At 71.2% G+C, this 12,242-nt stretch carries 9 protein-coding genes and 1 riboswitch; of the genes, 3 read left to right on the forward strand and 6 right to left on the reverse strand.

Annotation, left to right across the window (positions count from 1 at the left end; translation table 11 throughout):
* Positions 1-151: 151 nt before the first annotated feature.
* The 5 genes from ACIO3R_RS11730 to ACIO3R_RS11750 are packed head-to-tail and all read right to left on the reverse strand — an operon-like array spanning position 152 to position 6,585.
* Entirely contained in the window at positions 152-2,428 is a 2,277-nt protein-coding gene (locus tag ACIO3R_RS11730; RefSeq protein ID WP_402105309.1) for a DUF4838 domain-containing protein, read from the reverse strand.
* Positions 2,425-3,453, reverse strand: a complete 1,029-nt coding sequence (locus tag ACIO3R_RS11735) for an aliphatic sulfonate ABC transporter substrate-binding protein (RefSeq protein ID WP_402105310.1) — start codon at positions 3,451-3,453, stop codon at positions 2,425-2,427. The genes ACIO3R_RS11730 and ACIO3R_RS11735 overlap by 4 nt, the downstream gene beginning before the upstream one ends.
* Complete coding sequence (locus tag ACIO3R_RS11740; protein ID WP_385343929.1) at positions 3,450-4,232, reverse strand: ABC transporter ATP-binding protein; 783 nt, start codon at positions 4,230-4,232, stop codon at positions 3,450-3,452. Before ACIO3R_RS11740 ends, ACIO3R_RS11735 begins: the two co-directional genes overlap by 4 nt.
* A gap of 2 nt (positions 4,233-4,234) precedes the next feature.
* On the reverse strand, positions 4,235-5,101 hold the full coding sequence (locus tag ACIO3R_RS11745; RefSeq protein WP_385031876.1) for an ABC transporter permease: 867 nt from the start codon (positions 5,099-5,101) through the stop codon (positions 4,235-4,237).
* The gene (locus ACIO3R_RS11750; RefSeq protein WP_385031874.1) at positions 5,098-6,585 is read right to left on the reverse strand and encodes a sulfatase-like hydrolase/transferase; all 1,488 of its coding nucleotides are present in this window, start codon (positions 6,583-6,585) and stop codon (positions 5,098-5,100) included. The genes ACIO3R_RS11745 and ACIO3R_RS11750 overlap by 4 nt, the downstream gene beginning before the upstream one ends.
* Positions 6,586-6,790: 205 nt before the next feature.
* Here ACIO3R_RS11750 and ACIO3R_RS11755 point away from each other — a divergent pair, with 205 nt between their 5' ends.
* The 3 genes from ACIO3R_RS11755 (at position 6,791) to ACIO3R_RS11765 (ending at position 10,493) form a co-directional block, all read left to right on the forward strand.
* Positions 6,791-8,014: an ROK family transcriptional regulator gene (locus ACIO3R_RS11755; protein WP_402105313.1), complete on the forward strand. Its 1,224-nt coding sequence runs from the start codon at positions 6,791-6,793 to the stop codon at positions 8,012-8,014.
* Entirely contained in the window at positions 8,011-8,979 is a 969-nt protein-coding gene (locus tag ACIO3R_RS11760) for a formylglycine-generating enzyme family protein (RefSeq protein ID WP_385031868.1), read from the forward strand. The genes ACIO3R_RS11755 and ACIO3R_RS11760 overlap by 4 nt, the downstream gene beginning before the upstream one ends.
* A gap of 46 nt (positions 8,980-9,025) precedes the next feature.
* Positions 9,026-9,120, forward strand: a riboswitch (TPP riboswitch).
* Positions 9,111-10,493 carry a purine-cytosine permease family protein gene (locus ACIO3R_RS11765; protein WP_402105316.1) on the forward strand — a complete coding sequence of 461 codons (1,383 nt, stop codon included), beginning with the start codon at positions 9,111-9,113 and terminating at the stop codon, positions 10,491-10,493. Its footprint overlaps the riboswitch before it by 10 nt.
* 31 nt (positions 10,494-10,524) lie before the next feature.
* On the opposite strand, the gene ACIO3R_RS11770 is transcribed toward ACIO3R_RS11765, so the two are convergent.
* Positions 10,525-12,240, reverse strand: coding sequence for an MFS transporter (locus tag ACIO3R_RS11770; RefSeq protein WP_385031862.1), 1,716 nt, complete (start codon positions 12,238-12,240; stop codon positions 10,525-10,527).
* Positions 12,241-12,242 lie beyond the last annotated feature (2 nt).

A 12,242-nucleotide genomic window follows, 5' to 3' on the forward strand; every position in this document is an offset into this window, starting at 1 on the left:
CGCAACGGGGCCGGACAGTCAAGGACTTTCGTTCGATCCTGTTTGGTCTAGACGTTTATAAATGTTGGATACCGGGGTTTCGGCGGTGCAGGTCGAATGACCGGCTCCGTCGGCCGGAGGCCGAGGAGCCGGTCGGGACGTACCGCGCCGGTCAGCGGATGTCGGCCTCCACACGGGAGGGGACCAGCCGGGTCCCGTCGGCCAGCCGGAACTCCAGCGTGATCGGGTGTGCGCCGGCCGCCGCGTCCGCGGTGGCCCGTACGGAAACGCGGGCGGCGGCGCCCCGGGTACCGCGCACCTTCAGCGTGCCCTTCGACGGCTCCAGGACGACTCCGTCGGGCGCGGTGGCCGTCCAGTGGACGGTGTGGCCGGCGAAGTCGACGTCCTGGGCCTCCACGTCGAGCGTGACGGGGTCACCGGCCCGTTCGAGCACCAGGAACCCCGGATCGCCGAACCCGGCCGCCGGGCTCGCGTAGGTGTCGACGACATCCTGGCGGATCCGGGCGTCGTCGTACGGCGCCTGGCCGTCCGGACCGTTCCAGCGCCACCACGCCTGCATGTTGGGCAGGCAGACGCCGTTGAACCGGTTGCGGTGCACGAGCGCCCGGTACTCCCGGCGCGCGGCGTCGAGTTCGGTGCTGCCGGCCGGTGCGAGTCCGATCCTCATGTCGGCCAGCGCGATGTCGGTGTTGCGGGTCAGCCGGTCGAGCAGGGTGCGGGGCGCGGGCTCCTCCGTCCGCCCGGCCACCTCCTGGAGGGCCGCCCGTGCCTGCCCGTAGTGCGTGGTGAGTACGCCGGGACCATGGGTGTCGGGGTCCAGGCCCGTCAGGTCGTAATAACGCCGCATCGCGTCGGCCGCGCCAGCGCCGAAACGGGCCCGCAGGTAGCCGTCGAGAAAGCCGCCCGCGTCCAGAGTGCTGTCCCAGGCCAGCGCGGCGACCAGGCTCTGGACGTGCTCGTACGTGATCCAGTCGCCCGGCTCGCTGTACATGCCGATGCCGTCGAGACCGAGCCCCGACTCGAAGACGGCGTCGCCCGCGATGGTGGTGAGCGGGTGGACCGGAAGGCTGCGCCAGCGGTACCGCCGGTAGTACTCGTACATCGCGAGTGGACCCCGGTGTGTGGACCGCCAGGCCCGCAGCGCTTTCGCCAGGCCGGTGTTGGCGCCCACCGCGGGGTCGCCCAGATGACCGTCGTAGTTCCGGGAGTACGGCGCGAAGTCCACCACGACCTCGGGGTCGCAGGGGTACTCCGGACCGGGCGGCTGCACGGTGGACGCGTACGCGATCCGTTCGACCCGGACCCCGGGCAGCTCCTCGCGCAGCACCCGGGCGAGCTGGTTGACCACCACCGATTCCGCGTTGGACGCGGTGCCGTACCGGTCGAGGACGGGCTTCTGGAAGGCGCCGACGTCCGGTGGCCAGCAGTCGAAGAGCGTGATTTCGGGGCGCTCCCGCAGGAAGTCGACGACCTTGGCCACGTACGCGTCCAGCGCCTGCGGGTTGTAGATGTCGAAGACCGGGCCGCCGGACTCGTAGAACTGCGGGTAGTCGGCCTTCGGCAGGAAGCTGTCGTAGCCGTGGCCGCCGGTCTCGATACGGATGGAGCGCCGGCCGGCCTCGCGGACCAGGACGTCGCGCACCCCGTCGTACGTGGTGACGCCGAGGCCGAGGTAGTCCGTCGGGTAGACGAAGGTGTTGAGCCGGTTCTTGGCCATCCAGTCGAGCAACGGCGGCAGGCTCTCCGCGGTGTGGCTGAACCCCTCCTCCGCGTACTGCCGCCGCAGTTCCGTGGCCGGCCGGTCGGTGAGGCGCACGGGCGGGAGGTCGAGGGTGCGGGTGCTCGGTATGTGCTCGTGGTGGCCCTCGTACGCGGGGAAGGCCGGGGCGAAGAAGCGCACACCGGCACGCTCCAGGAGCGCGTAGACGGCGTACAGCGGGGCCCGATCGCCCTGTCCGGTCAGCAGGAGGCAGGTGTCGTCGCCGAGCAGGGTGAAGGAGTCCTCGGGCGCGCCGTCGAGTTCACGTCCGGCGTCGGCCAGTGCGCTCGTGGGGATCCCGCCCGTTCTTCCGGTGCCCGCGCTCAGCGCCACCAGACCGGTGACGCCCGCGGGCGCCGAGGAGACGGTCACGGCGCGCAGGGGCAGCCGGACACCGGTGATCCTCCGGACGTGGTCGCGCAGTTCGGTGGCGGCGAATTCGGCGCTGCCCGCGCCCCACCAGAGCACGGAGGCACGGGCCCGGCCGCCGGAGACCACCCGGAGCGGGGCGACGGCCGCCCCGGCGGTGTCCGCCGCGGCCTCGGTGGCGGTGAGTGCCGGCAGCAGGGTGGCACCGGCGAGACCGGCCGCCCCCACGAGGAATCCGCGCCGTCTCACGGCGTTCGATGTCATGGCGCCCGGTGCGGTGGTGTCGCTTGAGCCGTTCATGAACGGTCCGCCTTTCCGGCCTCGGCGTACAGGTCACCGAGGTAGTAGTCCTCGGCCTTGCCCGGCTTGGGCAGCTTCCCCATCCGGCCGAACATCGCGGCCAGTTCGTCGAACCAGCCGTCGACCGTGCCGTCCTTGCTGAGCTTCGTCAGCTCGGCGGAGGGAAGGAGCTTCACGTACCTGGTGGAGCCCTTGAGCTGACCGGCCGGCAGCTTGAGGAAGTCGGCGGCGACGCTCTCCGACTCCTCGGGATGCGCCGCGATCCAGTCACCGGCCTGCTTGAGCACCCCGGTCACCTTCTTGACCAGTTCCGAGTTCCCCGAGGCCAGCTTCGGCTGGGTGACGAAGACGTTCGGGAAGGTCAGCTTGGGGTAGTAGTCCTCGGTCCGGCTGATCTCCTTGAGACCGGGGACGTTCTTCCGCATCGTGTCGATCAGCGGGTACCAGGTGGCCGCCGCGTCGACCTTGCCGGACGAGAACGCCGTGACGACGGTCGAGGCGTCCATGGCGACCTTCGTGACGTCGTCCGGCTTCAGACCGGCCTCGCTCAGCGCCAGATCGAGGATCATGTCGCCGGAGGTGCCCTCGGCGACGGCCACCTTCTTGCCCTTGAGATCGGCGGGCTTCTCGATGCCGGATCCGGGCCGGGCGATGACCCGGTCGGCCAGGCCCAGCATGTTGACGGAGACGATGGACGCGCGCCCGGAGGCGGGCAGCCACAGTGCGCCGGGGCCGAGGTAGCCGAAGTCCAGGCTGCCGGATCCGAGCGCCTGGACCTGGAGCGGGCCGTTGGTGAAGACCTTCAGTTCGGGTGTGACACCCGACTTCTTCCACAGCCCCTGCTTCTGGGCGACGGCGAGTGCGACGGAACCGCTGTAGTCGGCGATGTAGCCGAACCTCACCTTCCGAGGTCCGCCGTCCGCGGCGTCGGAGGAGCCGCCCCCGCAGCCGGTGGCGACGGAGACGAGCGACAGGGCCAGGAACAGGCCGGCCGTACGGCGGCCGAGGGCACGGATCGACTTCATGACACCATTCCTTCGAGGGGGGCCGGCTGGTGGTGGACGGCGTGCCACACCTGGGCACGCAGTTCGGCGAACTCGGGCGACAACCGCTGTTCCTCGGTACGCGGATAGGGCAGCGTGACCGGGATGACCGTGTGGACACGGCCGGGGCGGGCCGCCATGACGACGACGCGGTTGGCGAGGAAGACCGCCTCGTCGACGTCGTGGGTGATGAACATGACGGTGCGCCGGTCACGGCCCCAGGTGTCGAGCAGTGACTCCTGCATCCGGACCCGGGTGAGGGAGTCCAGGGCGCCGAAGGGTTCGTCCATGAGGAGCACCTTCGGGTCCACGGCGTAGGCGCGGGCAATGGCGCAGCGCTGCTTCATGCCTCCGGAGAGGGTCTTGGGCAGGGAGTCCGCGAAGTCGGTGAGGCCGACGAGTTCGATGACCTCGCGGGCCCGGCGCCGGCGCTCCGCCTTCCCGACGCCCGCGACCTTGAGTCCGTACTCGACGTTGCCGGCGACCGTCATCCAGGGAAAGAGCGCGTACTGCTGGAAGATGACGCCCCGTTCGGGGGCGGGGCCGCGGACGGGGGTGCCGTCCACGGTCACTTCCCCGCCGGTGGCGTCGAGGAGTCCGGCGGCGATGTTCATCAGGGTGCTCTTGCCGCAGCCGGAGGGGCCTACGACGGTGACGAACTCTCCGTCGTCGATGTCGAGGCTGACCCGGTCCAGGGCCAGGAATTCGCCGTCCTTGACGGCGAAGTCCCGGGTGACGTCACGGAAGTTGATGGTGGGCATGGTTACCGCCGTTCCTGCCAGTGGGTGAGCCTGCGCTCGGCGAGGAGCAGCAGCCGGTCCATGGCGAGGCCGATCGAGCCGATCGCGATGAGCTGGACGAAGATGGTCGGCAGGTCGTAGTAGAGCCCTGCCTGCTGCATCCGGAAGCCCAGTCCGCCCTGGGCCGCGATGAGTTCGGCGGCGACGACGGTCGCCCAGGACGCGCCGAGCCCGATCCGCATGCCGACCAGGATGAACGGGGTGGAGGCGGGCACGACGACGCCGAGGAAGACCTGCGGATCGCGGGCGCCGAGCACCCGGGCGGCGTTGACGAGGGTGACGTCCACGGCGACGACGCCCTGGAAGGTGGAGACGACGGACGACAGGAACGAGGCCAGGAAGATCACGAAGATCTTCGGGGTCTCGTCGATGCCCATCAGGACGATGGCGAGCGGGATGATCGCGAGGGGCGGCACCATCCGGAAGAACTGCAGCCACGGTTCGATCAGCCTGCGGACGACCGGGTACCAGCCCATGAGGAAGCCGACCGGAATCGCCAGGGCGACGCCGAGGACGTAGCCGATGAGGACGCGCTTCAGGCTGGCGCCCGCGTCGGTGAAGAGGGTTCCGTCGGCGATGAGTTCACCCGCGCGGCGGGCCACCGCAAGGGGTCCGGGGAAGCCCTCGATGCCGCTGTTGGCGAGGATCACCCAGGCGAGCAGGCCCAGCGCGGCGGATGCCAGGCCGAGCAGTACGGCGGTGAGCCGGCCGGTCCCGCGCGCCTTCCTCCCCGGGGTCCGCGGGCCCTTCGTGATGGCCGGGCGGGTGGTGCGCTCCGGGTCCGGGTGCCCGGTCCGCTGTTCCGCGGGGGCTTCGGACGGTGTCTTCATGCCACTTCCTCCGCGACTCCGTCGACGTCCGCCGCCCGGTCGCCGCCGATGTCGGCCATGTAGCTCATCCAGGTGTAGGCCGGGTCGCCGCGGCGCAGCAGTTCGCGGTAGAGCCGCACGGTGAGGTCGCGCCGGACCCCGGCGTAGGCGGGCGCCTCGTACACGTTGTGCAGTTCGTGCGGGTCGGTCTCCAGGTCGTACAGCTCGTGCACGCTCTCCGGGTTGTGGACCAGCTTGTGGCGCCGGTCGCGGAGCATGCGCTGCGAGTACGGGAAGTGGTGGCCGTGGAATTCGGCGACGATCTCGTCGCGGGTGTCCCCGGCCCCGGCGCCGTGCAGCAGCGGCAGCAGGCTGGTGCCGTCGCACAGGGCGGGCACGGGTGCTCCGGCGAGTTCGAGGATGGTCGGGTTGAGGTCGATGAGACTGGCGAAGTCGTCGCTGACCTGAGCGGGGGCGCCGGGGACACGGACGATGCCGGGGATGTTGTAGATGTCCTCGTACATCGCCGGGCCCTTGTCGTTGAGCCGGTGCGCGCCGGTGAACTCGCCGTGGTCGGCGGTGAAGACGACCGTCGTGTCGTCCCACAGGCCGTGTCCCTTGAGCGCCTCTATGAGCCGTCCGGCCTGGTGGTCGATCATCGTGACGTAGCCCCAGTAGACGGCGATCAGTTTGCGCCAGGCGGCGGCGTCGAATCCGTCGGACGACCAGTACGCGCTGTACTGGCGCTGCACCTCGGGCTTCCCGGCGAAGGTCTCGGCCATCGAGGCGGGCAGCGGGACGTCGGCGGGGTCGTACAGGTCGTAGTAGTGGTCGGGGATCAGGTACGGCAGATGCGGGCCGTACCAGTGGCAGGACAGCATGAACGGCGTGCCGTTCGCCTTCCACTCACCGGCGTAGCGGTCCAGCAGGCCGAGCGTGCGGTCGGTGAGGAAGGCCTCGATGGTGGCCTCGGCGGGCTGCTGGAGCCGGCCCGCGATGAGGTGCCCGCGGCCCGTGCCGTTGGCGGCGGTCCCGAAGACGGGTTCGCGTACCGAGAAGGGCGGGAAGCCGTTGTCCTCCAGCCACTTCTCGTACGAGGGGTGGTGCACGGGGTTGAGGGCGCCGGGCAGGTGCTCGCCGTCCAGGCCGTAGAACTCGGGGCCGCGCTCGCGGCCGATGTGCCACTTGCCGACATGGCCCACCGCGTAGCCCTGGTCCATCAACTGGCCCCAGAGCGTGGGGCTGTCGTCGGACAGCTCGTCCTTGCTCCCGCCGTTGCGCTCGGGGTTGTTCAGCATCCCGTGGCGGAACGGGTGGAGACCGGTGGCCAGCGAGGCGCGGGCCGGGGTGCAGATCGCGGTCGGGGTGTAGAAGCGGTCGAAGCGGGTCCCCCCGGCCGCCAGGGCGTCGAGGGCGGGGGTGTCGACGAGCGGGTTGCCGTAACAGCCCAGGGTGTCGACCCGGTGCTGGTCGGTCATCAGGAACAGGACGTTGCGCGGAGCCACTCGGGCCGCCCTTTCGAAAGGTCGCTCACTGTGCTGCGGGACCCGGCCGATGCCCGGTCCGGTGGTGCTTCGGCGCGTGCCGGAGCAGCCGAATGACCGGAACTGTAGGGACGCCGACTTTTTTACGTCAACCCTTGGGAATAAACATTGTGTGAATTCGTCCCGCGCATTGACAGAAACACCTTGACCGATCGACCATGCGTCCATGACGGAACGCACCGATGCCCTGCAACGCCTGCGCAGGGCCAATGAAGCCGCCGTACTCGGTGAACTGCGCAGGTCGGGCGCGCTGAGCCGCGGCGAGCTGAAGGAGCGGGTCGGGCTCTCCCGTACCACCCTGTTCGCGATCGTGTCCGATCTGCTGGAGCGCAAGGCCGTCATCGAACAGCCGGCCCCCGATCCGGAGCAGCCGCGCGGCCGCGGCAGGCCGGCCCTGGAGATCTCCCTCAACTCCCGCGGGGCCGAGCTGATCGGCATCGACCTCCAGCGCCACCGGATCCATGTGGTCGTGGCCAACTGCGCCCATGAGATCGTCGGCCGCTCCAGCGCCCCCGTACCGGCGGAGAGCGGCGCCGCCGAACGGGCCGCGCAGGCGATCCGCGCCGTCGAGGACCTGGTGCGGCGCGAGAACATCAGCCTCGCGCCCGTCGAGGGCATCGGCCTCGGTCTCCCCGGCTTCGTGCAGAACCCGGCCTCCGGCGACCCGCGCACGATGACGCCGTTCGCCGGCCACGTCGCCGCCGAGCTGGGCAGGCACTTCGACGCCCCCGTGCTCACGGACAACAACTCCCGGCTCGCCGCACTCGCCGAGGTGACCTGGGGCGCCGCCCGCGGATTCGACAACGCTGTCTATCTGCGCTGGTCACAAGGGGTCGGTGGCGGACTCGTCGTCAACGGCGCACTGGTGCACGGCGCCCATGGCGCGGCCGGCGAGATCGGCCACACCAGCTGCGATCCCGAGGGCAAGCCCTGCCACTGCGGTGGCCGAGGCTGTCTGGAGGGGCTCATCTCCGTCCCCGCCCTGCTCGCCGCCTGCGCCGACCGCGGGGTCACCGCCCGCGACGCCGCGGAGCTGATCGCCCTCGCCGCCGAGGGCCAGCCGGACGCCGCCGACGTGGTCCGGACCGCGGCCGTCCTCGCGGGCCGGGTCCTCGCCGCCCTCGCCGCACAGGTCGACCCCGAGTGCATCGTCGTCTACGGCGAACCGGCGGCCCTGGACGGCCTCGTCCTCACCCCCATCCGGGAGCAGCTCGCCGCGCTCTCCCTGCCCTCCGCCCCCCGCACCATCGAGGTGCGCGGCTCCACCCTCGGCGGTGAGGCGGCCGCGCTCGGCGGCGTCGCCCTGCTGCTGCGCACCACCGGCCAGGATCTGGCGGAACTGCTCGACCGGCCGGCACCCGGCGCGCCCGGCGGGGAGGCCGCCCGGTGAACGCCTGCTGCGGGCCCGCCCGCGAGAGTGCGCCGACGGCGACCGCCGCTCCCCCGGCGGAGTTCGCCGTGCCCGTACGCGGCACGGCCGAACTCCTGCGCGGCATGGTCGCCGTACCGGGCGGACCGTTCCTGATGGGCGGCGAGGACGAGGACGCGTTCCCGGACGACGGCGAGGGACCGGTACGTGAGGTCACGACCGGGCCGTTCCACATCGACGCGGCCTGCGTCAGCAACGCCCGGTTCGCCGTCTTCACCAAGGCCACCGGCTACCGCACCGAGGCCGAACTGATCGGCTGGTCCTACGTGTTCGGCGCCTTCGTGCCCCCGGCGGCCCGCCATGCCGTACTGCCCGGAACGGTACCCGGCGCCCCCTGGTGGCGTGCGGTGACCGGGGCGCACTGGCGGGCGCCGGAGGGACCGGGCACCTCGATCGGCGACCGCCGGGACCACCCGGTGGTCCACATGTCGTGGAACGACGCGACGGCCTACGCCCGATGGGCCGGCAAGCGGCTGCCCACCGAGGCCGAGTGGGAGAAGGCGGCCCGCGGCGGACTCGTCCGGGCGCGGTTCCCCTGGGGCGACGACCTCACCCCGAACGGCCGGCACCGCTGCAACATCTGGCAGGGCGACTTCCCGGTACGCAACACGCGCGAGGACGGCTACGCGGGCACCGCGCCCGTCAAGGCGTACGCCCCCAACGGCTTCGGCCTGTACAACGCCTCGGGCAACGTCTGGGAATGGTGCGCCGACCGCTTCAGCGCCGACTGGCACCGCGCGGACCGCCCCGAGACCCGCACCGACCCCGCCGGACCGCCGCACGGCGAGAACCGGGTGCTGCGCGGCGGCTCGTATCTCTGCCACCGCTCCTACTGCAACCGCTACCGGATCGCCGCCCGCACCTCCAACACCCCCGACAGCACGACGGGCCACGGCGGCTTCCGCTGCGCGCTCCAGGTGTACTGACCCCCGCATCGCGTCGCGATCCGCGCACCCGGCTATCCTGACCGCCGCACCGGACACGGGGTGCCCCGCACGAGGGCTGAGAACACACCCGTCGAACCTGAACCAGTTAGCACTGGCGGAGGGATGTCTTCATGTCATTGCCGTATGCCCGCGACCCGCGGCCCGCGTTCGACGGGCGGATGCCCAGCGCCCCCGGCGACCTGCGCGTCGAGGCGCACGGGATAGCCCCGGTTCCCGAGGACCGCCGCTACGGCGGGCCCGGCCGGCTGTTCACCGTCTGGTTCGCCCCCAACCTGACCATGACCGGCGTCTTCACCGGTACCGTCGGCATCGCGCTGGGCCTGGACTTCGCCACGGCGCTCACCGCCGTCGTGCTCGGCACACTCGTGGGCGCCGCGCCCACCGCGTATCTGGGGACCTGGGGCAGCCAGACCGGCGCCGGGCAACTCCCGCTCGCGCGGCTGGCGTTCGGCCGCGGTGTGGTACTGCCGGGCGCGCTCCAGTGGCTGTCGTCCATCGCCTGGGACGCGCTGATCGGCCTGTTCGGCGGGGAGGCGCTGGCCCAGTTGTGCGGCTGGCCGTTCTGGCTGGGGGTGCTGGTCATGATGGCCGCCCAGGGCGCGCTCGGCGTACTGGGGTACGAGGTGATCCACCGGCTCCAGACCGTGATGACCTTCGTCCTCGCGGCCGCCTTCGCGGTGCTCGCCGCCAGGCTCCTGCACGGCGTCCACCCGGCCGCCACCGGCTCGGTGCACGGCGCCGACCGGGCGGGCGCGTCCGTCCTGACCTGCGCCATCGCCCTGAGCCTGGCGCTGTCGTGGGCGCCGTACGCCAGTGACTTCAGCCGCTATCTGCCGCGCACCACGTCCCGGCCGCGCATGTTCTGGTGCACACTGCTCGGCATCAGCGGCTCGTTCGTGGCGGTCCAGACCCTCGGCCTGTGGGGCGCCGCCGTCTTCACCGACCAGACCGCACGCGGCATCGACACCCTGCTGGGCGGGGGCGCTCTCGGAGCGTTCGGGCTGCTCGCCGTGGCACTCGCCGCACTGTGCAGCAACGCCATGAACGACTACAGCGGATCGCTGGCCCTGCAGACCATGGGGGTCCGCCTGCCGCGCCCCGTCGCCGCGGCACTCGCCGCCGCGCTCGGATTCCCGCTCGTGCTGTGGATGCACGCGGCCGACACCACGGCCCGCTTCCAGAACGTGCTGCTTCTCGTCGGCTACTGGATCCCCGGGTTCGTCGCGATCGTGGGCGTCGACTGGCTCGTCCGGGCGAGAGCCCGCGGCGGCTCCCCCGTCGACCTGGCCGCCGAGAGCTCCCGGCGTCAGCCGTGGTGGCCGGCGGTCACCGCCTTCGCCGTCGCCTTCGCCGCGGCGGTGCCGTTCATGAGCACCGGCCTGTACGTGGGCCCGGTGGCGAAGGCGCTGCACGGGGCGGACCTCGCCTACGGGGTGGCGTTCCTCGCCGCCCTGGCCGTCTACGCCCCGCTACGGCTGCGCCGGCGCGGGTGACGGTCCCCGGCAGGCCGTGAGCCGCGCGGGGTCATGCCTTCGTGGTCGCCGTCTCGCCGTGGATGTAGCGGCCGCCTCGGAGCAGCGAGACGACCGCGGCCACCAGGCACGCCGCGACGGCGAAGTCGAAGGCGACGGAGAGGCCCCGCTCGAACGGTTCGGAGATCAGCGTCGGGAAGAACGCCCGTCCGGTGAGGTAGTCGGCGTGGCTGACGGGCAGATGCTCCAGTGTCTCCGGGCCGAGCAGGCTGCGGACGGGGTTGTATCCCAGGAGGGCCGCGAACAGCACGCCGACGGGCGGCAGGGCCGCGACGCGTGCCGCGTCGGCGGACGGCACGCCCTGCGCGGTGAGTCCGTGGGCGAGCGTGTCCGGCAGTGAACTCGCCAGCCCGGCGATCATCAGCGAGAAGAAGATGCCGATCGACAGCACCGTGGCCGAGTTCTGGAAGGTGGTGCTGATTCCCGCGCCCACGCCGCGCTGGTCGGGCGGCAGACTGTTCATGATCGCCGCCCGGTTGGGCGAGGCGAACAGCCCCATGGCCAGCCCGTTGACGAGCAGGATCAGGGCGAAGACGGGGTAGTCGAAGTCGACGGGCAGTTCTTTGAGCGCCACGAAGGTGGCGGCGGCCAGGAGCATCCCGCCGGTGGTGAAGAGCCGGGCGCCGAAGCGGTCGGAGGCCCATCCGGAGAAGGGGCCCGCGATCAGGAATCCGACCGTCAGGGGCAGCATGTAGATGCCGGCCCACAGCGGGGTCCGCTCGAAGTCGTAGCCGTGCCGGGGCAGCCAGATTCCCTGGAGCCAGATGATCAGGATGAACATCAGACCGCCACGGCCCAGGGATGCCAGGAGGCTCGCCACGTTGCCCGCCGTGAAGGCCCGGATCCGGAACAGTCCCAGATGGAACATCGGCTGGGCGACCCGGGTCTCGATCAGGCAGAAGAGACCCAGCACGGCCACCCCGCCGGCGATCGCGGTGATCACCCAGGGATTGGTCCACCCCATCGTGTTGCCGCCGTAGGGCTGGATGCCGTACGTGATGCCGGACAGCACGGCGATCAGACCGACCGCGAAGGTCAGGTTGCCCCACCGGTCGATCCGGGCCGGGGTGCGGACCCCGGTGTCGTGCAGCTTCAGATAGGCCCAGATCGTGCCGAACAGCCCGATCGGGACGGACACCAGGAACACCAGGTGCCAGTCGAAGGGACCGAGCAGCCCGCCGAGCACGAGTCCCATGAACGACCCCGCGATGGCCGCGACCTGGTTGAGCCCCAGAGCGAGACCGCGCTGCCGGGCCGGGAAGGCGTCGGTGAGGATGGCGTTCGAGTTCGCCATCAGCATCGCTCCGCCCACGCCCTGGAGCACCCGCATCCCGATCAGCCACAGGGCGGCGGCGGTGCCGTGCATCCAGGTCGCCGCGAGCAGTACGGAGAACACCGTGAAGACCGCGAACCCCAGGTTGTACATCCGGACCCGGCCGTACATGTCGCCCAGCCGGCCGAAGCTCACCACCAGGACCGCGGTGACGACCATGTAGCTCATGATCAGCCAGAGCAGCAGACTCGTGTTGCCCGGTCGCAGGGGGTCCACTCCGATGCCGCGGAAGATGTCCGGCAGCGCGATCAGGATGATCGACAGGTTGATCGTCGCGATCAGCACACCGAGCGTGGTGTTGGACAGGGCGATCCACTTGTAGCCCGGCCCCAGTGGGTCGTCGGCGCCGCCGAGGCGTACGGCTGTGCTCTGCATGG

The organism is Streptomyces sp. NPDC087428, from assembly GCF_044744085.1.
Taxonomy (GTDB): domain Bacteria; phylum Actinomycetota; class Actinomycetes; order Streptomycetales; family Streptomycetaceae; genus Streptomyces.

Bases quoted from the DNA above. Each gene is read 5' to 3' on its own strand.
- ACIO3R_RS11730 (WP_402105309.1), bottom strand. From the start codon at position 2,428: ATGAACGGCTCAAGCGACACCACCGCACCGGGCGCCATGACATCGAAC.
- ACIO3R_RS11735 (WP_402105310.1), bottom strand. From the start codon at position 3,453: ATGAAGTCGATCCGTGCCCTCGGCCGCCGTACGGCCGGCCTGTTCCTG.
- ACIO3R_RS11740 (WP_385343929.1), bottom strand. From the start codon at position 4,232: ATGCCCACCATCAACTTCCGTGACGTCACCCGGGACTTCGCCGTCAAG.
- ACIO3R_RS11745 (WP_385031876.1), bottom strand. From the start codon at position 5,101: ATGAAGACACCGTCCGAAGCCCCCGCGGAACAGCGGACCGGGCACCCG.
- ACIO3R_RS11755 (WP_402105313.1), top strand. From the start codon at position 6,791: ATGACGGAACGCACCGATGCCCTGCAACGCCTGCGCAGGGCCAATGAA.
- ACIO3R_RS11765 (WP_402105316.1), top strand. From the start codon at position 9,111: ATGTCATTGCCGTATGCCCGCGACCCGCGGCCCGCGTTCGACGGGCGG.
- ACIO3R_RS11770 (WP_385031862.1), bottom strand. From the start codon at position 12,240: ATGCAGAGCACAGCCGTACGCCTCGGCGGCGCCGACGACCCACTGGGG.